General features: G+C 46.8%; 19 protein-coding genes. All 19 read left to right on the forward strand.

Annotated features, from left to right (window positions below):
* The first annotated feature begins 629 nt into the window (after window positions 1–629).
* The 19 genes from M0L20_RS03760 (at window position 630) to M0L20_RS03850 (ending at window position 22,473) form a co-directional block, all read left to right on the forward strand.
* Window positions 630–1,370, forward strand: coding sequence for a polysaccharide biosynthesis/export family protein (locus tag M0L20_RS03760; RefSeq protein ID WP_232559523.1), 741 nt, complete (start codon window positions 630–632; stop codon window positions 1,368–1,370).
* Window positions 1,371–1,409: 39 nt separating this feature from the next.
* The gene (locus tag M0L20_RS03765; protein WP_232559524.1) at window positions 1,410–3,713 is read left to right on the forward strand and encodes a GumC family protein; all 2,304 of its coding nucleotides are present in this window, start codon (window positions 1,410–1,412) and stop codon (window positions 3,711–3,713) included.
* Between the two features lie 196 nt (window positions 3,714–3,909).
* Complete coding sequence (locus M0L20_RS03770) at window positions 3,910–4,506, forward strand: sugar transferase (protein WP_232562874.1); 597 nt, start codon at window positions 3,910–3,912, stop codon at window positions 4,504–4,506.
* A 35-nt stretch (window positions 4,507–4,541) separates the two neighbouring features.
* Window positions 4,542–5,294: a WecB/TagA/CpsF family glycosyltransferase gene (locus tag M0L20_RS03775; protein ID WP_248475796.1), complete on the forward strand. Its 753-nt coding sequence runs from the start codon at window positions 4,542–4,544 to the stop codon at window positions 5,292–5,294.
* 9 nt (window positions 5,295–5,303) lie between these two features.
* Entirely contained in the window at window positions 5,304–6,287 is a 984-nt protein-coding gene (locus tag M0L20_RS03780) for an NAD-dependent epimerase/dehydratase family protein (protein WP_232559526.1), read from the forward strand.
* Window positions 6,287–6,631 carry a cupin domain-containing protein gene (locus M0L20_RS03785; RefSeq protein WP_232559527.1) on the forward strand — a complete coding sequence of 115 codons (345 nt, stop codon included), beginning with the start codon at window positions 6,287–6,289 and terminating at the stop codon, window positions 6,629–6,631. Before M0L20_RS03780 ends, M0L20_RS03785 begins: the two co-directional genes overlap by 1 nt.
* A gap of 17 nt (window positions 6,632–6,648) precedes the next feature.
* Window positions 6,649–8,049: a flippase gene (locus tag M0L20_RS03790; RefSeq protein ID WP_232559528.1), complete on the forward strand. Its 1,401-nt coding sequence runs from the start codon at window positions 6,649–6,651 to the stop codon at window positions 8,047–8,049.
* A gap of 5 nt (window positions 8,050–8,054) precedes the next feature.
* On the forward strand, window positions 8,055–8,963 hold the full coding sequence (locus M0L20_RS03795) for a glycosyltransferase family 2 protein (RefSeq protein WP_262923844.1): 909 nt from the start codon (window positions 8,055–8,057) through the stop codon (window positions 8,961–8,963).
* Between the two features lie 42 nt (window positions 8,964–9,005).
* A complete protein-coding gene (locus tag M0L20_RS03800) occupies window positions 9,006–9,938 on the forward strand; it encodes a glycosyltransferase family 2 protein (RefSeq protein ID WP_248475797.1) in 933 nt (310 codons plus the stop codon).
* Complete coding sequence (locus tag M0L20_RS03805; RefSeq protein WP_248475798.1) at window positions 9,935–11,068, forward strand: glycosyltransferase family 4 protein; 1,134 nt, start codon at window positions 9,935–9,937, stop codon at window positions 11,066–11,068. Before M0L20_RS03800 ends, M0L20_RS03805 begins: the two co-directional genes overlap by 4 nt.
* The gene (locus M0L20_RS03810; RefSeq protein WP_248475799.1) at window positions 11,065–12,312 is read left to right on the forward strand and encodes an O-antigen ligase family protein; all 1,248 of its coding nucleotides are present in this window, start codon (window positions 11,065–11,067) and stop codon (window positions 12,310–12,312) included. The genes M0L20_RS03805 and M0L20_RS03810 overlap by 4 nt, the downstream gene beginning before the upstream one ends.
* A gap of 21 nt (window positions 12,313–12,333) precedes the next feature.
* Window positions 12,334–13,215, forward strand: a complete 882-nt coding sequence (locus tag M0L20_RS03815; RefSeq protein ID WP_248475800.1) for a glycosyltransferase family 2 protein — start codon at window positions 12,334–12,336, stop codon at window positions 13,213–13,215.
* A gap of 50 nt (window positions 13,216–13,265) precedes the next feature.
* A complete protein-coding gene (locus M0L20_RS03820; protein WP_248475801.1) occupies window positions 13,266–14,585 on the forward strand; it encodes a glycosyltransferase family 4 protein in 1,320 nt (439 codons plus the stop codon).
* A gap of 45 nt (window positions 14,586–14,630) precedes the next feature.
* Window positions 14,631–15,425 carry a class I SAM-dependent methyltransferase gene (locus tag M0L20_RS03825; protein ID WP_232559535.1) on the forward strand — a complete coding sequence of 265 codons (795 nt, stop codon included), beginning with the start codon at window positions 14,631–14,633 and terminating at the stop codon, window positions 15,423–15,425.
* A gap of 364 nt (window positions 15,426–15,789) precedes the next feature.
* On the forward strand, window positions 15,790–17,037 hold the full coding sequence (locus M0L20_RS03830; protein ID WP_248475803.1) for a glycosyltransferase family 4 protein: 1,248 nt from the start codon (window positions 15,790–15,792) through the stop codon (window positions 17,035–17,037).
* A gap of 137 nt (window positions 17,038–17,174) precedes the next feature.
* A complete protein-coding gene (locus M0L20_RS03835) occupies window positions 17,175–18,746 on the forward strand; it encodes a hypothetical protein (protein WP_248475804.1) in 1,572 nt (523 codons plus the stop codon).
* A gap of 70 nt (window positions 18,747–18,816) precedes the next feature.
* Window positions 18,817–20,526, forward strand: a complete 1,710-nt coding sequence (locus M0L20_RS03840) for an IPT/TIG domain-containing protein (protein ID WP_248475805.1) — start codon at window positions 18,817–18,819, stop codon at window positions 20,524–20,526.
* 71 nt (window positions 20,527–20,597) lie between these two features.
* Complete coding sequence (locus M0L20_RS03845) at window positions 20,598–21,608, forward strand: hypothetical protein (RefSeq protein WP_248475806.1); 1,011 nt, start codon at window positions 20,598–20,600, stop codon at window positions 21,606–21,608.
* 427 nt (window positions 21,609–22,035) lie between these two features.
* Complete coding sequence (locus M0L20_RS03850) at window positions 22,036–22,473, forward strand: response regulator (protein ID WP_232559540.1); 438 nt, start codon at window positions 22,036–22,038, stop codon at window positions 22,471–22,473.
* The last annotated feature ends 13 nt before the right edge of the window (window positions 22,474–22,486 follow it).

Consider the following 22,486-nt stretch of genomic DNA (forward strand, 5'->3'; position numbering starts at 1 on the left):
AAAGATAATGCAACTCTAATTTTTAACAAAAGTTTTATAAGCATAAATAAGCATCACATTAAATAAATAGGCATAGTAAATTTCTAATTAGGTATTACTAGCTTTCCTTTCATTATTTATAAAATCGTTATAATTATATAGTTACCGAATAAACCTTAATTTAAACTAATAAATACTATAGCAGCTCAATTAGGACTTAAAATGTAAACTTGATTTAATTCCTAAATTACTCAGATAGACCTTATTGTCTTTGACTGGAATTGCCCCCTCTTTATCTTCGAGTGATTTATAAGGCAGGTAACTAACAAATTGTTGGCAAAACTTGCTCTCCACCGTGCTTCACTTTTCTTAGAAATAGCCAGTTGTCCACTACGCTGGTGACCAGTAAGTATTACTACTGGTTAATTGTACATTTTATCAGTTTCATCGGAGCTTGTAAATGTATTTCACAGGACTACTTTGTCCAAAAACGGTTTCTATTACCAATTGTAAATAAGTCTGAGTGGTTTTCTGAAGCGCTTAGGCTAAGTCAGAAGTACCACACCAGGGGATTAATGATGCATAACGTGACAAGGAAAAAAGAAAATTTCTGTGTAATCGCATGGGTAGGTTTAATAACAATTGTTCTTTTGGGGGGTTCTCTAGGAGGCTGTACGTCGGCTAAGAAATTAGTCTACTTTCAGGAAACGACCACCCGCGACGATACGGTGACAATACCGGAACCATTTATTCCTACCATTAAGAAAGGCGATTTGCTGTCGGTTCAGGTTAGTAGCCTCAATCCCGAAGCATCAACCTATTTTAATCCTTCAGCCATGGCTGAAGCTAGCGTAGTCCCTAACACGACCAATCAGCTAACGAGGGCGTCTGGTTATTTAGTTGGCCAAGATGGTACCATAAAACTACCTCTGATCGGCCAATTGACAGTAGTCGACCTTACGACCGCCAAAGCTGGTGAGTTAATCAGCAGTCGGCTTAAGTCTTACCTGAAAGAACCAACTGTCAACGTACGAAATCTTAATTTCAGAATCTCGGTACTTGGTGAAGTAGCACGGCCATCGCTCTTTACGATCCCCAGCGAGCAGATCACATTACCTGAAGCGCTGGGCTTAGCAGGTGATCTAACGATTTACGGCCGCCGTGATAACGTCTTGATCATTCGGGAGCAGGGCAATCAGCGCGTTTTTGCCCGCATTGACCTGACCCGACGCGACGCCTTTCGGTCGCCTTATTACACGCTGCACCCCAACGATGTGGTTTATATTGAGCCAGCTAAGGTGCGTGTTACCAGCGTAGACAGAGCCTATCAACTTGCCCCAATCATAACGGGGATTTTATCAATTATTGCCATCATAGCAACCCGCCCTTAACGAAACCACCACAACCCCTGAACGTTACTTTTAATTGATATGGCATCCAAATCGGCACATTCGTACGCTAATTATCAGGTAGTCGAGTCGCAGGAGTCCCCCCTGCGTACCTACTTACTACCTTACTTCCGACACTGGCCGTGGTTCGTGCTGTCGCTAGCCCTGGCACTGGCAGGTGCTTATGCGTACCTGCTTTACAAGCAGCCTATTTACCGTATCCAGGCTAGTCTTATGCTTCAAGACGAAAAGCGGGGTACAGTAGATAATACGCCACTGAAAGAACTGGAAACGTACTCGCCCAAAAAGGCAGTTGAAAATGAACTGGAAGTAATCCATTCGTCAATGCTTATGGATCGGGTGGTGACAAACCTGCATCTGGATACCCGCTACTACCGAAAAGCGTCTTTCGGCAAACGGGAGATTTACGGCGATTCGCCAATTTGGTTACTCGTTGAATCAGGCAAACCCGAGCTCTACAAGAAGATGCTTGAGGTGTCTTTTCCGTCTAGCCAGTCTATTCAGATCAACAACCAGACTTACCCGCTAAACCAACGCATCCAGACACCGCTGGGCACTATGCGCGTTATGACCCGCAAGCCGATAAGCGCCGAAACGGCACCGATGCTGGTGCAGGTCATGCCACAAGCTGCGGCTGTTGGCTTGTACCTGGGTAATCTGAAGGCAGAACCAACGAGCAAAACATCTGCGGTTATTCATCTTACGCTCGAAGATCCCGTACCTCAGAAAGGGGAAGCCATTCTGAATAGCCTTATCAATGAATATAACCAGGCGGCCATTGCCGATAAAAGCAAAGTAACTGCTAATACGCTCAAGTTCATCGAGAACCGACTGAATATGGTATCGAGTGAGCTGTCCTCGGTTGAGAGAAACGTAGAGCAGTATAAGTCTACACTGGGCATTACGGATCTTAGCTCACAAGCGCAGACAATGCTGCAAACCGCTCAACAGAACGACGCGCAGCTCAATCAGGTGACCATTCAATTGGCGGCACTCAACGATCTACAGGAGTTTGTCAACGATAAGTCTGATAAACGGGGTAGTACCCCCGCAACGGTTGGTTTGAATGATCCGGCCCTTTTGGGTCAGATCGACAAGCTGTCTCAGCTGGAGCTTAAGCGTAAGGAACTGATTCAAACAACGTCGGAGGAAAACCCAAACCTCCAGATTATTGATAACCAGATCAAGGATACGAAGAACAACATTGAGCATAACATCAAGACCATGAAGTCTATGCTCAGCCGTTCGCAACAGCAATACGTCGCTCAAAACCAGAATCTGGAAAGCGTCATCCGGAAGATTCCAAAGCAAGAGCGTACCCTGATGGATATTACCCGTCAGCAAACCATCAAAAATAATCTGTACACGTACCTGTTGCAGAAGCGCGAAGAAATGGCGGTTACGTTCGCTGCTACGATATCGGATAGCCGCACTATTGATGCCGCCAAGAGTAGCATCAGCCCAGTTAAGCCAGTAGGTATTGTTATCTACGCGCTGTTTGGGTTAGTCGGTCTGCTGGTACCAACGGCAGCTATCGCCGGTAAACGTGCCATGAATACGCGGGTGATGCGTCGGGGCGATGTCGAGGAAGTTACGCAGGTGCCCATCATGGGAGAGGTAATGAGCAAGAAGCACCGTGACGTGTTAGTGGTAGCACCAAACAATCGGTCGGTTATTGCCGAACAGATTCGGGCGATTCGTACGAACCTCAACATCGATAAACATGATTCGGAGGAAAGTCAGGTGATGCTGTTCACGTCCAGCATCAGTGGTGAAGGAAAATCCTTTCTGTCACTGAATCTAGGCGCCAGTCTCGCTTTGTTACGCCAGCCGACCGTCATTTTAGAAATGGACATGCGGATGCCTCGTCTGCACCAGTCATTCAACATTGACAACTCGATTGGGTTGAGTAACTACCTGAACGGAGAAGCGACTATAGGAGAAATTCTGAAACCCATTCCAGGTTATCCTAACTACTTCCTTATTCCGAGTGGTCCTCTACCACCAGATCCATCGGAACTATTGAGTGGTCCGGCCATTAAGCAATTATTGCAGTCGTTACGCCAACAGTTCCGCTATGTCATCATGGATGCTCCGCCAGTCGGCGTAGTGACTGACGCCCAAATCGTTGCTCCGTATGCCGATAGCACACTGTTCGTTATTCGTCATGGCGTAACGCCCTTACAAAGTTTGAAAATGCTGAATACGCTTTACCGCGAACAGCGCTTCCAAAACATGAGTATCATTCTGAATGCGGTAGGTGGTAGCGACGCAAGCGCATACCATTTTAATCATGGTTACAAAAATAGCTACTCGTACAAGTAGCCCGCGATCCTGATTCTGACCGAGCGTTTGGCCTTTCAAAAAGCTGAACCAGCGCCTTCGGGCGAACCCTATTAAACAACAGGCTAATCCAACACTGTGAACATAACTAGTAATTCATATGCAGGCTTCTACCAATGGCAAAACAATCGACCTGTATCTAGACTACGACGTTCAAACGCGTCCAAATACCAGCAGAATGATCAGTGGAATTAAAAAGCGGGTATTCGACATAACAGTAGCTAGCTTGGTATCAGTGGCTATTCTTAGTTGGCTAATACCGCTTATAGCTATACTCATCAAGATGAACTCGCGGGGTCCTGCCTTTTTCATACAACCGCGAACGGGAAGAAGTGGGCGTGTCTTCCCGTGTCTGAAGTTTCGGACAATGCGGTATGAACCCGGTGCAGACTTTAAACAAGCTAGATTCGGCGATGATCGGGTAACGCGTATCGGTAAAATACTACGCAAGACGAATCTTGATGAAATGCCTCAGTTTCTGAATGTACTGGCAGGGCACATGAGCGTAGTAGGGCCACGCCCCCACCCGCTTCCACTAGATGCCAAGCACTGGGATAGTTTACCTGGCTACCGCGAGCGCTACGCTGTACGTCCTGGTATTACGGGTCTTGCTCAGGCACGGGGAGCGCGCGGTGAAACCGACGAACTGTACAAGATGAAGATCCGGGTCCGGTATGATCACCTGTACATCCATAAGCAATCAACCCGTTTGGATGCGCGAATTTGCTGGTGGACAGTAAAGTCAGCCATCAATGGTAATAAGAACGCTTGGTAATCCATTTGTAGACCTCAATACTAGTTATCAATTCTATGGCTAAAGTTCTACAAGTAGATCTCTATGATGCCGGGCTGGATTCAGCCGTAAGTGAAATGGTTCAGCAGTGCGATCCGGCATTGCCTCGTTCTAATTACTGCGTCAGTGCCACAGGCGCTCATGGTTTAGTCACCGCTTTCAAAGAGCCCGACTTCAAAGCCGTTCTGGATTCGTTCTACTGGAATCTGCCCGATGGTATGCCTGGCGTCTGGATTGGAAAACTCAAAGGAGCTCAACAGATGACCCGTTGCTACGGCCCTGACGTATTCCGGTATGTGTTTGCAAATAGTGCTAATAAACCAGTTAAACACTTTTTGTGCGGAGGTAAAGAAGGTGTAGCCGATGAACTAAAGGCAGCTGTTGCCAAAAAGTTTGGTAACTCACAGGTAGTAGGAACCTTCTGTCCTCCATTCCGTGAGATGTCGGACGATGAGTTTAAGGCCCTGGCCGAAACCATTAATAGCTCAGGGGCAAACATTGTGTGGATTGGCCTGAGCACCCCAAAGCAGGAACGATTTGCCCGACGGCTGGCCCAATGGACAAAGGTTAATTTCATCGTAACGGTTGGTGCTGCCTTTGATTTTCATACCGACCGGGTAGCGCAGGCACCAAGCTGGATGCAGCGCCTTTCGTTGGAATGGTTGTTTAGACTCATGGCAGAACCAAAGCGGCTGTACAAGAGGTATTTAGAAATTGTTCCGCTTTTCATTTTGCTCAATATTAAAGAAGTTTTCTCACCCGTTAAATAGTACACAATTATGAAAAAAGCGCTCGTCTGTGGTGCCGGTGGCTTCATTGGGGGTCACTTAGTAAATCGACTCAAATCGGAAGGTTACTGGGTTCGCGGTGTCGATATTAAAGAGAACGAATACGACAACAACAACTCGGATGAGTTCGTCATTGGTGACCTTCGGGATCCGCTCGTAGCCAGCAAAGTCGTTACGGCTGATCTTGACGAAATATACCAGTTGGCTGCTGATATGGGAGGTGCTGGCTTCGTCTTCACTGGTACGAATGATGCTGCCATCATGCACAACTCGGTTCTTTGCAATCTAAACATTCTGGAAGCGGCAAAAGACAAAGGTGTTCGGCGTATCTTCTACTCGTCGTCGGCTTGCATGTACCCTGAGTACAACCAAATGGACCCCAATAACCCAAAATGCTCGGAAGAGTCAGCTTATCCAGCGGCTCCTGACAGCGAGTATGGTTGGGAAAAACTATTCTCGGAACGCCTGTTCCTTGCTTACCAAAAGAACCACGGTATCGAAGCCCGTATCGCTCGCTTCCACAATATCTTTGGTCCACAAGGTACCTGGGATGGCGGTCGTGAAAAAGCACCTGCGGCAGTATGTCGGAAGGTAGCGATGGCCGAAGATGGCGGTTCAATTGAAATCTGGGGTGATGGTCAGCAGACTCGTTCGTTCCTGATCGTTGATGAATGCGTTGATGGTATCCGTCGGTTGATGAATTCGGATTTCTCGGGTCCGGTTAACCTGGGCTCAGAAGAAATGATCTCACTGAACGACTTCGCGAAAATGGTGATTGACATTTCAGGCAAAAACCTGACAATCAACAATATTCCGGGTCCACTTGGTGTTAGAGGCCGTAATTCTGACAACCACTTGATTCAGGAAAAACTAGGTTGGGCTCCATCGACTCCACTTCGCAAGGGTGTTGAGAAAACCTACGACTGGATTACGGAACAAGTTCAGAAAAAAGTGCTTGTCCCGGTTGAAGCGTAATGGAACGTATCACTGCTACACTAACCAATCTTGAGCGTGAGGTAACAGCTCATGCTCAAGGGGTTAAGCAGGTTTTTCTGCGCAACAACGATACTCCGTCCAACATAACGCAGGTTGCTTACGGCCACTTTGCCCCGACGGATTATTGTGATTTACATTCGCACCAAACAATGGAAGAATGCTTTTTCTTCCTGAATGGTACAGGCGTCTACTTTGTTGGTGATCAAGCGATTCCTTTGCATCATGGTGTGTTCGTCAGAATTCCAGCGGGAGTTCTACATCGTCTGGAAGCCACCGGCGACGCCCCTTTGGAATACGTGTATTTTGGCGTGGCAACAGAATAACTTGCAATTGAGGTATTATGCTTAGTAAAGAGGTGTCAGATAACGATTCGACGGATGTGAACGCAGCTGTTGCTACACCAGTGGCTGAAAAACAACCCGTTTTATCGAGACCCATCTTGAAGCGGTTTGCGATCAACGTAGCATCGCTGTTCAGCGTTCAGGTAGCAAACATGTTATTACCTCTGCTTACCGTACCGTACGTTGTGCGGATCATTGGACCAGAACGCTTAGGCCTACTCAATTTCTCACAAGCCTATGTAGCCTATTTTACATTACTGATCAATTACGGTTTTGAAACGGCATCCCTGCGATCTATCGCGGCCAACCGATCCGATAAAGCACATGTCAACCGGATATTCAGTGAAGTGATTGCGGGTAAAGCCGTACTGTGGGTGTTGTCAACGTTGATTTTCGGCACGCTTTCTTACTTCGTTGCTGAATTTAGAGAACACCTTGTACTTCATATCTGTACGTATCTGATGTGCATAGGCACTGTTCTCTTCCCCGTCTGGCTTTATCAGGCGATGGAAGATCTGGGGAGAGTAGCTATTTTTAATCTGGTCGTCAAAGTAATCTTTTCTCTATCGGTATTTCTGCTGATCAGAAAACCCGAAGATTATATTTACCAGAATCTGTCCATTAGTATCGCTCAGATCGTGGTCAGTGTCATTGCGTTTAAAGTAGCGCTTAGTCGGTTCAACTTGACGTTTACCTGGCCAACGTTACAGCAGTTTGTAAATCGGTTTCGCGAAGACAGTACATTGTTCTTTTCGTCTGTCATGATCACGTTGTATGCTGGTTCAACTGTCTTTTTACTGGGGCTGCTGAGCAATCCGTATGATGTGGGTATTTTTTCGGCCGGTACACGACTCGAAACGCTTTCCCGCTCATTTGTTTCGATGGCACTCAACCAAGCGTTTTTCCCGATTGTGGCTAGTGCATTTGGGACAGGTCGCGAAGAAGGGCTGCGTATTGTAAGAACAACGTTTTTTCCGCTGGCACTTTTGATGATCCTGATGTCCGCAGGGCTCTGGATAGTGGCTCCCTGGTTTATCGATCTACTGTATGGCAGCAAATTTCACGATGCCATTCTGGTCTTACGCATTGTATCACTGTTACCAATTATGATTGGTATCAGTAATCTTCTGGGCCTGCACACCATGCTGAATCTGCGCATGGACAAAGCGTTTTTCCGCATTACAGCCATTGGATCTGTAGTGGGATTAGCGTTGAATACGATGTTGATTGACAGAATGGGCTATGTCGGAGCAGCGTATGCCTGGGTAGCCGCCGAAGCCTACATTACGCTGTCAATGTACATTTACTTACGTAACAAAGGAGTTGAAGTTATAAATCTATCATACCTAAAAGAAGCCGTGACCTTCAGCAAAACTCGATTAACAACGCTATTTAAATAGTTCTGATGGAAACTGTTGCAGCAGTAGTAGTCACGTATAACAGGCTTGAGGATTTGAAGAAATGCATTACAAGTTTGCGCCAACAGACTTGTAAGCTAAGTGAGATCGTCGTGGTTAACAATGGCAGCACAGATGGAACGGACAACTGGTTAGCTGAGCAGTCGGAGTTAACGGTGGTAACCCAGGCCAATTTAGGCGGGGCAGGCGGTTTTGCAACGGGCATCGACACAGTACACAAGGCTGGCTTCGACTGGTTTTGGTGTATGGACGATGATTGTCTGGCGGCTCCAACAGCGCTCGCGCAACTAATGGCTTCACCCGCCATGGGTCCTTGCATAAAAAATTCGGTGTCGGTCAGCACGACGGATCACAGCGAACTAGCCTTTCACGTAGATCGACCCAATCAGTCGTACCGAAAGGTAGCCGACATGACTCAATTCGATCTGGTGTACGGAGTAGCTTCCTTTTTTAATGGAACGCTCATCAACGCCAAGGTTGTCGAGAAAATTGGGTTACCTGACCGGAAACTGTTTATTTGGGGTGATGAAGTAGAATACATGACGCGGGCCGAAAAAATGGGATTTCCTGTTGTAACGGTTCCAAGTTCGGTGTTCTATCATCCTCCCTCCTTCGACCGCAATGGCATTCCCTGGCCGGGTGCCTGGAAGCAGTATTATGCGGTACGCAACCAGCGTCGGATCCTTCAAAACATCCACGGTGGTAAGTTTGGTTGGCTTTTGTTTATCCACTGGTCGCTAAGAGCCCTGACGGAACAAATGATTGCTAAACGCAAAAATCGGGTTTATAACTTTCTTCTGTACGGAGAAGCAACCATTGATAGTTTGTTCAACTATTTTGGTAAAAAGCCGAATCACATTTTAACCGTGCGCTTGTACCGGCTGCTGAATAAATAGTCCCGCAGCCAATACTATTTACTTTGTCTACAATTGATTAACATGGAAACTGTTGCAGCCGTCGTAGTAACCTTCAACCGGCTTACCGATTTAAAACGTTGCATTGGCAGTTTGCGGAAGCAGTCGTACCCATTGAGTAGCATCATTGTCTTTGATAATGGTAGTACGGATGGTACAGCGGACTGGCTATCTGAGCAAACCGACGTATGCACGATTATTAATAAGGTCAATCTGGGAGGAGCTGGCGGATTTCATCATGCCCTCAAATATGGCTATGAGAAGAAATCCGATTGGTTCTGGATTATGGACGACGATTGCTGCCCGGAAGAAAAGTGTCTGGAGAAGCTACTCGCTATTCCTGATAAAGAGAAATACGCAGGGCTGGCTCCAACGGTTTATGAAGACGGTAAAGTACCCGTATCCCACCGGGCTAACCTAACCTATAGCCCAAACCTTGCCACGATACAAAGCCCATTGGAATACGGTGTTTCCGAAGAAGCCATCTCCGAAATAGATTACGCGTCTTTTGTTGGTTTGCTGCTCCCCTATCGTTCTGTATCGGCCATCGGCTTACCCCGCCCCGAGTTTTTTATTCATTACGACGACGTAGAGTATAGCCTGCGGCTGAAACGGAAAGTTGGTAAAATTGCCTTATTGCACTCCGCTCGGATTGATCACTATCAGGCGGCTAAACCATCCGTTACAACGTACCCGATTGACAAGTTGTGGATTCGTTTTTATGGCATTCGGAATAGTGTCTGGCTGAAACGAGAACCCTGGTCCGATCTAAAGCCAATCCATAAAGCCCGACTGACGGGTAGTTTCATCAAGACCTTATCAGCGCAGTTGCTCAACGTCATTCTGCACGATGACCATAAAGTAAAGCGAATCAAGTTCTATACAGCCGCTTATCTGGATGGCTGGTTTGGCGTGTTTGATAACGAAAAACCCAGAGTTATTTTAGGACAAAAATGAACGTGCTTATCGTAACAGTACTGGCCTCACATTCACCTTCGGGCGTTGTTACGTATTACAACACCCTGGCGCAGGATTTAAGGAACCAGGGCGTACAGGTTAGTATTGTTGACGCGTCGGATACTCCATTTCTCTGGCGCAAAGTGCTGGCGGTATTATTTAGGATCATGCCGTTGTTTGGCAATGCTGGTCGTGCTTTGTACTACGAGTTCGCTCAGTTTACGGGCATGTACATGGCTATTCGTAGCAAGAAAATAGACAAGCCTGATCTGATTCACGCACAGGATGCGAAGTCGGGAGCCGCTGCGCATCTGGCTTTGGGCGAAAAGGTACCGGTTGTTATGACGTGTCATTTTAACGACGATCCAGCCAGTGAGATCATCCAGAAGTATAAGCTCAAAACCGGGCTTGCAGCACGATTCGTCAAGTGGTACACGTATTTATTTTCGCACATCAAGAGTTACGTATTTGTTTCGAATTATGCGTACAGCAAGTCTAAACACCTGCTGCCTGCCGACGCGAACAGAATCATCTTGTACAACACCGTTAGTATTAAGGCAGTCCCTAGTGCAAAAGATCTTTCTACAGCCAATAAGCTGATCATCAGCAACGTTGGTTATATTGATGAACGTAAGAATCAGAAATTGTTGATTCAGATTGGCGACGAGCTGCGCAAACGGGGAATCAGTGATTTTGTCATTTGGTTAATCGGCGATGGTCCTAAACGGTCCGAGTACGAACAACTGGTCGAAAAGCTTGATCTGAGTAAACAGGTCAAATTTTATGGTCAGCAGCAGACCCCCTGGCAGTTGGTGGCTCAAACTGATCTGTACGTGCATACAGCGCTGAATGATAACTGCCCGTACTCGATTATCGAGGCCTTTGCGGTCAAAACGCCCGTACTGGCTTTGCCCGTTGGTGGCATTCCGGAAATGCTGCCGGATCACTTTGGGCTTTTACAAGGAACCGATGTAAAAGCACTAGCGGACGAAATAGCTACGTATTTCAGCCCTGAAAAACGGACACAGCTCGTGAATGCTCAGTCAGCTTACGCGGGTAACAATTTTGATCACTACAAGACGTTGGCCAAGTTGATTTCATTTTATAACCAAACCGGACAAGCAGCATGAATATCTGGATTGCTCGAATCGCTTTGTTCACCATGCTGTTTGGGCTGAGTGCGTCGACTTACGCTGGTAATCACGGTAGTGCCATATTGAATGCGCTTACAAATCTGTCACCGCTCATCGCAATGGCAATTTTTGTACGCTACTACTTCGAATTACCTGGCTTTTATAAAGTAATGGCCTGGGTTCTCGTCCTGAGCGTAATTTTGCTGGTGCTGGAATCAAAGTACGAATACGATCAGTTTGTGTACTCCTACTTTGTCATTAAGCGCTTTGCTTACTGCGGAGTAGCCCTATGCTGTTATTATCTTGCCAGTAGAGCGGGTCTGTTGAAAATAGAATACGCCGTTTACCTGATTTTTGGCTTTTTCTTTTTCAACCAGCTTTTGTTAGGCCAAATTTTCAGCTACAACCTGACGTCTGAAAGCCGGACAACGCTGTCGCCGGATGCGCTTTATTTGGTTATACCCTTTATTTACTACCTGGTACTCTACTTAAGAGAGCGTCGATTAAGGCAACTCATGGCGTCATTGTTTACGCTGTTCATTATCATCTTCTTGCTGCATCGAACGGTTATCTCGGCAGCTGTAGTGGCTGCTTCGGTAATTGTCGGTATATCGTTTCTGGGAAAGGTTACAATCAACCCGCTGCCCGTTTGGCGGACACTTATCCTGTTCACCATCATGCTGGCCATTTCGTTGCCGTTTACCGATCTGCTGCCCGAATCAAAAGTGACTTCGTTCATGGAGAATATCAACGGTATATTCGATCCAAAAGAAGATAACACGGGTAGCTGGCGCGTGGAGCAGAGTACATACTATCTAAGTCAGGTGCCGGAGAAACCGATTTTTGGCTGGCGCTACGAAGGATACGATCGGGGCGAAATCATGGAGAACGAAGACTTTCCGGACAAAGGAACGATCATTCACTCTCAATACGTAGATATGCTTTATAACTACGGAGCCTTTGGCCTCGCCATCAATCTGATATTGATGTTAAGCGCCATCATAGCTTTGTACTTTTCCCGTCGTGTGCTGACCGTAGATCAACTCGTACTCTTTGGCTTTCTTGTCAGTGGGGTCGTGTATGGAATCTCGTATCAGGAACCTGTTTACTTCTGGGGTTTCGTTGGCGTCAGCATGTTTTACGGTCTCCACCCTCCGCTTGATTCTCCCGAACATGAAGAAATAGCGATAGAGGATGAGGACATTGATGAGTATGATTCTCCGAAAACGATAGCCATCTAGACTGGCTCAATTTATACAACCATGGTTAGTATTGTCATTCCTGTTCATAACCGTAAAGCGTACACGCGTGAGTGTCTATCGTGCTTGCACACCCAGACCTACCGCAATTTTCAGATCATTGTGGTCGACGACGGTTCTACGGATGGAACCGATGAAATGATTTACCACGAGTTTCCGAACGTAGTAGTTCTGAAAGGTGATGGAAATCTGTGGTGGGCCGAAGCAACGAACTGGGGTATCCGCTATGCGCTCGAACATCTGGATAAGACACAGGAAAATTTTGTGCTTACCCTAAACGACGACACACGGGTCAATAACGATTATTTGCAAACACTGCTCGACGCCTACAAGCAACACAAACCTTGTTTGATCGGCTCCGTCAGCGTGGATAGTAACAATCCGGATAAGCTTGAGTTTGCGGGTACGTACATGGAATTGTACACGGCCAGCGGACGGCACCTGGCAGAAGATTATCAGTACAGCTATCCAGAATTAATTAGCAAAAAGGCCTACGTTGAATCGCATTCACTACCGGGTCGGGGTACGCTGATTCCGATGGAAGTCTTTGATAAGATCGGCTTATTCGATTCGAAAAATTACATTCACTACATGGCCGATATCGAGTTTTCGCTTCGGGCACGTAAAGCGGGTTACCACCTGATTGTCAACGCAAAAAGCATTGTCTACGAATTCGTAGCGGCAACGGGTATTCAAGTAGAGAAGGGCGTGACTCTCAAGCAGTTTATCAACGGCTTCACCTCTGTCAAGTCAATGACCAATCTGACCGTTCGCTATAATTTTGCCATTGCGCATTCTAAAACGAAGCTACTTTACTTTTTCTTCGACGTAGGCAGGATTTGCGCTGGTTTTTTACTGCGAAAAATCAGATTGATGAAAGCTTAATTGGCAATTAGCCTCTGTTGGCTAATCGCTGCTATATCCAATTTAGTGGTATGAAGAAAGTTCTGCTATCTGCCTACGCCTGCATTCCTAACTGGGGTTCCGAAGAAGGAACAGGCTGGACGTACGCAACGACCTTAAGTCTGAATAATATGGAGGTGCACTGTCTAACCAAAAAAGACGGTAAAGCTTCTATTGAATCGATTCAGGCCAATGGCTTTTTCCCGAACCTGACGGTTCATTACGTGCTTGTACCCGACTGGGTGGACAAGTTCTGTAATTCGAATCTGATCGGGATGTACTTCCATTACATCTACTGGCAGTGGACGGCTTACAAATTGGCAAAGAAGCTGGACCAAAGCCACAAGTTTGATTTGGTCCATCACGTAACCTACGGTAGTATTCAGTTGGGTAGCTTCATGTACAAGCTGCGCAAACCGTTTGTGTTCGGCCCTGTCGGGGGCGGGCAACGGGCTCCTAAAGCTTTTAAGCGTTATTTTGGTCAGTACTGGTCCCGCGAATGGATGCGCGACTGGGTCGGCAAAGTGCTTGAATACACGAATCCAGGGTTTTACAAATCCGTAAAATCCGCGGATCAGGTCATTGTGACAAATATGGACACGTTTGCGCTGGCCCGTCGTCTGCGTCCAGACCGCCCCATCGAACGCATCTGGGACGCGGGGTTAGCCAGCACCTTTATTCCATCGCAGGCGATTGAACGTAAGCCGGATTCCAGTCAGCCCTTAAAGTTACTTTGGGTAGGTCGTATGCTTCCCCGAAAAGCATTGGAACTTACCATTCAGGCACTTGGTAAAGTGAACCCAGCTATTCCCGTTAGTCTGACGATTGTGGGCGGAAAAGGCGAAATGGCCGAGTATGTCCCGCAGTATATCAAGCAATACGGCGTTGAAAATCGGGTGAACTGGGCGGGCCACGTGACGTTTCAGGAGGTGAAAGAATTCTACGAGCAGTCAGACGTTTTTTTCTTCACCAGCCTGCGCGATTCATGTCCCCATCAGCTACTCGAAGCGATGGCGTATTCCTTACCGGTAATTACGCTGAAGCTTCACGGACAAGCCGAACTGGTTGACGACACAACGGGTATTCGAGTTGCAATAACTACCGAAGAGCAGGTAGTAGCCGAATTAGCGGCAGCGGTCGAGTGGATGTACAACCACCCCACCGAACGGCTATCTATGGGCCGTGCTGGTTACGCCTTTGCCCAAACTCAACTGTGGGATAAAAAAATAAGACGTTTCATTGACGATCTGTATCCGGCGATGCTAGCCTCGAGTCAACATAGCAAACTTGTTCAAACAGCCGACGCAGCGCCCCTTGTCAGTTCTGAAATTCCTAACACCAATAGTAAATAAACCCTGATTAGCTTTACCAACCGTTTAGTATCAACTCTAATGGATATGAAAGAGACACTAAGAGCGATCAAGCAGAATGTTAAAGAGACTTATTTGATGACGTCTCAAGTTTATTATAACATTGCCGGAAGCGACGTAGAATGCAACATCTGTCACTATAAAGCCAATAAGCTTACCAGCGACTCCTGGCACTTGTACTGCATCTGCCCCAACTGTTACTCAACGGTTCGTCACCGCCTGTTAGTAGCCTCTCTCTCTTTACTGAACAATTTCAGTTTCGAAAAAATCATCGACGGTAAAAACGTTCTGCACTTTGCTCCGGAAAAGAAACTGGAGAAAATGATTCGTTCCCGAGCTAGTTTGTATAAGACTGCCGACTTCTTCACGGAGGGGTACTCCTACAAGAACATCGACTTCAACCTCGACATTTCGAATATGAAGACGGTGGCTGATCAGTCGTACGATTGTGTCATTGCCTGCGATGTGCTTGAGCACGTACCAGACCACATAAAGGCGATCCAGGAAGTATACCGTGTTTTGAAACCAGGCGGCTACTGCATTTTTACCGTTCCGCAAAAAGATGGTCTGGATGTTACGCAGGAAGATCTGACAATCACGGACCCCAAAGAGCGGGAGCGTATATTTGGTCAGTACGATCACTTGCGTATATATGGCAACGATTTTGTCGATATACTAGCCAATTGTGGGTTTGATGTAACAGCCGTCAATGAAGAATACTTTGACAAAGATACGGTTCATAAATACGTTCTTTTCCCGCCCGTTCTTTCCCAAAATCCCTTAGCGACGAACTACAGAAAAGTGTTCTTTGGTAAGAAATAAACAGGCCAACGGGTAAGCTATCCGATGTACAACGCTGTTATCCTGAAGATTACGAAGTCGTTGACTTTGTTCGTCAGCACCGCCAGCAGATTCGTTTATTGGTCATGCATGCCTGTCTTGTTCATCTTCGACCATTTTTCACTTTTCAAGAATCTTATTATCAGACAACTACGATACTCATGTTTGACGTTGACTTTTTCAGCTGATCAAAATCAATGTCGAACAAATTATTTTTATCAATGTTGATTTGTTCATGTAAGCTGATAATTTTTACAATCACGACAAGTGAATCCCAGTAGACAGGAAAATGCTTGATCAATGCCGTCAGTTGGCGTTGTTGGCCCTGTCCAAAACATAACATAGCATGTATATTGGCGTAGTAGGTCCGATTGCCACAAAAGACCTGTTGTCAGAGTCTGAGCTGCAACAGCATCAATCGTGTCCTAAAGGTCGGGCAGGAGCTCCTTTAGTAAGTAGTCTCATCAAAGAATACATCAATCGTGGCCATCGGGTGCTCGCCATTACGATTGACCCTGCGATGAACGACGACGATGCGCCTTACATTTATACGAAAGGACTGCTTACGTACGTCATAGCGCCTAGTCGCAAACGTATTTTTCGGCCAAACGGTCGACGCATGGGCCGTACAGCGGATTTCTTTCGGTTTGAGCGGAAACATATTTTAGAACTGCTCAACCAGTTTAAACCGGAGGTTGTCCACGCTCACTGGACGTATGAATTTGCGCTGGCGGCATTGGATTATAATCCAAATACGCTGATAACAGTACACGACAATGCCAGAACGATCCTGAGCTACATACGCACGCTGGAACGGGTATTCATGTTTATGCTGGCACGCTATGTTTTTAATCGGGGCCGGTGGTTTACAGCGGTATCGCCCTACATGGCAGAGTCGGTTAGCGAATGGACATCGGCGAAAGTACACGTCGTTGGCAATCCCGTGCCAATTCCCAACGTGATCGGTCGAACGACAATACCCGATAAGCCAGTTATCAGCCTGATTGTAAACGGCTGGGAAAAGCGTAAAAACTGTGGCAACGCGCTGCTAACCTTTAAAGCGTTGCAAGAGCGGTATCCGCAAACTGTTCTATGGGGCATGGGTGATGCCTTCGAACCCGACGGCGAAGCGGTTAAGTTCTGCCAGGAGCACGCTATTGATATGTCGAACATCGTCCTTTTTGGGTCGATACCTTATGCCGATGTATTGGCTAAAATCGCTCAGAGTACGCTCGTTCTACATGCGTCGAAGGAAGAATCGTTTGGGATGGTGCTGGCAGAAGCAATGAGCTACGGTGTTCCGGTTGTGGCGGGTAAGTTCAGCGGGGCCGTACCCTGGGTTGTGCAGGACGGCGGCTTGTTGGTGGATATTACGAATGTTGACGAGATGGTGGCCGCAGCGGACAGACTTCTTTCTGACCAAGCCCTGTACGCACAGTTGTCAAGCAATGCTATCGAAGCCGTTAAAACACGATTTGCTCTAAAAACTATTGCAGATCAGTACCTTGACCTTTATCAGAAGTGTAGCGCGGACACGATAGATGGATCAAACAAGCTCCGTCGTACCGCTCCCGCAATGACTCAAATTGAGTAAGGTTCGTAGTGTAACCTTTCCAAATACTTTTCACCGTTGCTGTAAGCTAAATTGGTCAGGGGCTGGTACACTGTCTTGTTGTATAAGCCCCTTCAAGATTAACACCCATTGGAATAATTCCATTAAACTAATTGGCTATGGTCTTGGTGAAACAGAAGGAGGAAATTCAATTGTTAAGCGTCGGTTTATTCACCCTCTTTGCGCTTAGTATTATTGTCGGTTTGGTCTGTAGAGAACCCTGGCTTTGGATGGATGAAGTCCTGAGCTACGTATTTGTCTCTGATCCGTCATTCACGCACATGAATAGTGCAGTGATCAGCAGTATGGATCAAAATCCACCTTTATTTTTCAATCTCTATTGGTTGATTGGTCACGCCATTAATCTGGACCCGCTGTTTTTGCGGATCATATCCGTCCTATTATTTGCCGCGACAATCAGCTTGTTTTTCCTGTACACAACCCGGCTGATTGGCGACCCTGCTACCAATTTCGTACTGATTTCAGTCATGGTATACATGACTTATCAAAACTTTGCCCATGCAACCGGTATACGTCAGTACGCACTTTTGTTTCCGCTTTGCTGCGTGTACTTCATTCTTTTACAACAGCTCATTAATCGGCCTGCCAGCAAGCGACTTCTAATTTTCCAGACCTTTGTTGGAATGATGATCGCTTTTTGCCACAATTACGGGCTGTTTTACCTGGCGGCTTCAGGCGCCTTTTTTCTGGGTCTACTACTTTGGTCGAAAAATCGACATTATCTATTGCCAATGGCCACGCATGGGTTGATTGCCATAGTCTGGCTGGTCGGCTGGTATCCAAATTTTGTCATTCAGTCGCAGGCTGGTAATCCGCATTCATGGATTCCCTTTCCTACTATTCAATCGTTCTTCGGCGCTTTTGGTGACTTAATACCAGGCCTTCCCATTAAAGTAACTGGCATCGATTACTCGTCTTGGTTTCCGATTGCGCAGGTTGTGCTGGTAGTAGGCTTATTTGTTTACCTGGCCCTACCAATGCTGAAAGCAGGCTTCCGAACGATACGTCACGATCCAGCTCGTCAGTTTTTCTTACTGTCGGGGTTCATCTACCTGACTACGATGATGATAGCCTTGATAGTTTCTCTGTTCCATACGCCTATTCTACTTGGTCGGTATATGTGGCCTAGCCAGTTGCTGATCATGTATCAATTGGTATATACCTATTATCACTTTGCGGGTCAGCGCCGTATTTTACCACAATTAGGCTGGTTACTGTTAGCGCATTCGCTGTTGCTATCAGGCGTTATTTTTTACAAAGTGTCGAAAATGGAATCGCCATTTCCGAGCCAGATCTTAACCTACCTGCCTCAGTTGAAGCCAGAATATCCGGTTTTTGTCGAACGGGCTGATTATTTTTTACCGATCTGGTTTCACAAAAAGCGTTCTAACATTTCATTTTTATTGGACTGGAAAACTGCTGACTGGCCTGACAACATCAAAAGTGCAACTGTGAATTATAAGGTTCTTCAAACGATGAAGGAGACATATAAGATAAGCGGCATTGTACCAGTCAATCAGTTTAATGCCGATCGCTACCCGCGCTTCTACGTTGTTGACGAGCAGGACGTTTATCAAATAGAACATTTTATTAAAACAGGACACGTCAAAGTGATTCGAGAATTGCCTATCGCGATGTCAGGTCATCGACTTTTAGAATGTGCTTTTTAATCGGCTTTCGATCAACGGCAATACAAGTATAAATAGACATTCAACTTTTTAACAGTCAACGGATACACAGATGAAACGTTTTGAAAACCTACTTTACCCATTGCTCCTGCTATTGAGCATGTCTGCCATCATTATTGGTTGTAAGAAGACCCCGGAGGATCCCCCCCAGCCGCAGCAGCCTACAACCACTATTACGAGTATTGACCCAGCCACTGCACCCGTCGGCAGTACCATTGCGATCAACGGAACGAATTTTAATACCAATCCCGGTAGCAATACGGTGTCTATCGGTGGTGTTACGGCAACGATTGTATCGGCAACGGATTCGCGCCTGGTCGTTGTTGTCCCTGCTGGCGCTGCGAGCGGTCCCGTTTCGGTAACCGCAGGCGGGCAAACCGTCCAAAGTCAAACTCAGTTTACACTAGCGACTCTTCCTCTCAAGCCGACTTCGATAAAGCAGGGTACTTTATTCCGAAATCAGACCTGGACCAAAGACAGCGTTTATATACTTCGCGGCATGGTGTATATTCCTGAAAACTACACCTTAACTATTCAGGCGGGAACCGTTATCAAAGGGGCTGGACCGGAACAGGACCCCGAGGGGAAAAGTACGCCTGGGGCACTCGTCGTTGAGCGAATTGGCAGCCTGATTGCAAGGGGTACAGCCACGCAGCCAATCGTATTCACCTCATCAGAACCCGCTGGTCAACGCAATTACGGCGACTGGGGAGGCATCGTACTAACTGGAAAATCACAGGTGAACCGCTCGTCATCGACTCCTTACCCAAACGGTGTTCGTGGTACAGTACAGGCGTATGGTGAGCCCTTCGACAACTCCGGTGCGCTTCAATATGTGCGCATTGAATACGCGGGGGCTTTGCAACCCAGCGTACCAGGTGCCCGACTGAGTGGGTTAACGATGATCGGGGTAGGGATTAACACAGCGATTGACCACGTTCAGGTTTCGTACAGCGGTGGCGACGGTTTCTCGTGGTTTGGCGGTTCGGCTAACGCAAAAAACCTGGTTTCCTTCCGAAACTCCGATGATGACTGGACAGCCGATTGGGGCTATGTTGGTAACGTACAGTTTGGCGTAGCGCTCCGTGATGCGCAGGTTGCGGATCGATCCGGCTCGAACGGCCTCGAGGTAGAAAACTACGAACCAAACGCCACTGCTGATGTAGCGCCCGTAATTCCCACGAACGGACTACCACAGAATGCACCTGTCTTCGCGAATCTGAGCAATTTTGCGTTTCAAACGACACCACCAGCCAGCAGCACCGTAGCGGGGACCAGCACGTACCGATCGGGTATCTTATTACGCCGGAATTCTATTATCTCGGTTTATAACTCCCTGTTTTATGGGTATCCAGAGGGGCTTCGGATCGAAGGAACAGCGGCAGGCTACTTGGTAAATGCAACCAGCAGTGCGCTTGACCTCCGAGGGGTTGTTCTCGCCAATACAGGAACACCCATTGTCGGTGCCGGTACAATCACAACCGATCAGATAACAAGCTACTTCACGTCGACGGCACGAGGCAATCAAATTATTGCATCGTCGGACCTGGCTTCACTACTGCTGAACAGCAATAGCTTTACGCTGAATTCGCCAAACTTCGTACCTCAAACCGGTTCACCACTGTTATCGGGGGCGGCAACAGGTGGTAAAATTGGCAGTACTTTCTTCACGCCAGTGAATTACCGGGGTGCGTTTGGTACGGACAACTGGCTCACAGGCTGGACGAACTTTTCACCCCAAAATACGGATTATGACAGGTAACCAGCCTGGATGAACTCGCAATAGTCAGGGCTAGGTCGTATATTGTACACGAATATATAAAACTGCAAATCATGCCTATTCGACAGCCTCTTCAAACACCCGATAGTGCTGAAGACTCTATAACCAAGTCGTCTCGGTTTATGGTGACCCCTGATCCTATAGCGGAGAAAAGCGACTCCAACGAATTATCGCTGACTACACCGTTAGACAAACCTGTTCTAACGGTTAGTCACAGCGAATTAACATTCGCTAAAACGGCCCCCGGTCATCCAAAGTATTTGGTACTGACCATCTCTCAGCAGAACACGAACACACCTGTAACCTTAACAACCGACGCACCGGATCATTTCCAGCTAGCCAGCGACAGTCACCCGAACTTCGCTCCTAGCCTGACGTTGGTTCCTTCAGCAAAGGGAACGTATGTACACGTACGGTACGTGGCCAAAAGTCTAGGCACGCATCAGGGTCAGTTATTCATCGAGGCACCTTACGATAAGGGTACACTACCACTGAAAGGAAGCAGTTCAGGTATTTTGCCGGCTATAGGAAGTTCGGACAATAGACGAGCCAAAGTAAGCCCCGCAGGAGGAATATCCAGTACTTTACTGGCCGGTCTCCTAGTTGGCGTCGGTGGACTAACGTTAGGCGGTTACTATTTCCGATGCACGCTTTTTCCTAGCCTTTGTTCGGAAAACGTAACAAACCAGCGTGTTCTGGACAATGATCGTCCGCAAGCAAGTCAAACAAGCTCAGATAATGGTCTGGTAGCAGTGCCTGCACAGCCAACCGAAGAGAAGAAAACAGAAAAAAGACTAGCTGTTCCTGCGAGAAAAAAATCGATTGTAGTTGACGAGCAAACCAACCAGACGTCTCTTCCCAATCCGGTTGACAATCAACGTACCACACCGCCAACCGACGGTGTTGCTAATAAATCGGAGCGCATTCGAACGGAACCTAAGCAGGAAACCAGCCAACGTTCAACCGTTCGTCCACAGAAGCCGCCCGTTACTACTCCTGCTGAGGAAGAAAGCGAACTCGAACAGGAACTTAACCAAAAACCACCCCGCCAGCAAAATAAGTAAACTGCTGGCAGATTTCGTCTTTTATTCAGCTACTCATAGGCTATACCAATTCACACAACTGCTTATGAGTAGCTGAATAAAGGACCCTATACACGTCTATGGATTCATTCTATAGCTGAAATCAATAAAACTATTAAACGGCAGAAAGCATAACTAATTGATTTAAAACAATATATACCTTAGAATACTTTCTCTATAGCGCATAAAATAAATATTCGACAAACAGCTAATCGTCAAGAGGTACAGCTTTATTGCTAGCAGCTATCTTTACACTAATACAGAAATTTCTTTTCGCTTAGGACAAGCAACGCCTATCCGATGTTCACTGGAGCACGAAATGCAGCGCTTGGCCACCTATTATCATTAGATTAGCTGGTTACTACTCATGGGGAAGTCTACTACACCAAAACGTCGAAAAGCAAACCGCATGCCTATTTTGGTAGTAGAGGATAACGCTGATCAGTGGCTGATTATCCGTTCTGCTCTGGCACAGTGTTTTCCGGAAGTCGAGCCTATATGGGTAAACAATCCTATGCAGGCTTTAAAATATCTGGAAAGCTGCTTAAGCGATGAAACAAAATTACCACGGCTCATTTTACTGGATTTATACCTGCCACGCCGGGAAGACAGTTGGATATTGCTAGAAGCGATAAAATCCAATTCCGTTTATCGTCAAGTTCCGATTGTTGTTTTGAGTGGTTCACAAGACCATGACGACGTTGTAAAATCATATACGTTTAGCATTGCTTCGTACATCGTTAAGCCAATTACGTATCATCAATGGCTGACATGTTTTTACACCTTCCGGCGCTATTGGTGGGAATCGGTTACCCTGCCTCAACGCTCGCTGAAATCGAGTGTGTAGCTCGCGTTCAATT

The sequence above is a fragment of the Spirosoma liriopis genome (genome assembly GCF_023196085.1).
GTDB lineage: Bacteria > Bacteroidota > Bacteroidia > Cytophagales > Spirosomataceae > Spirosoma > Spirosoma oryzicola.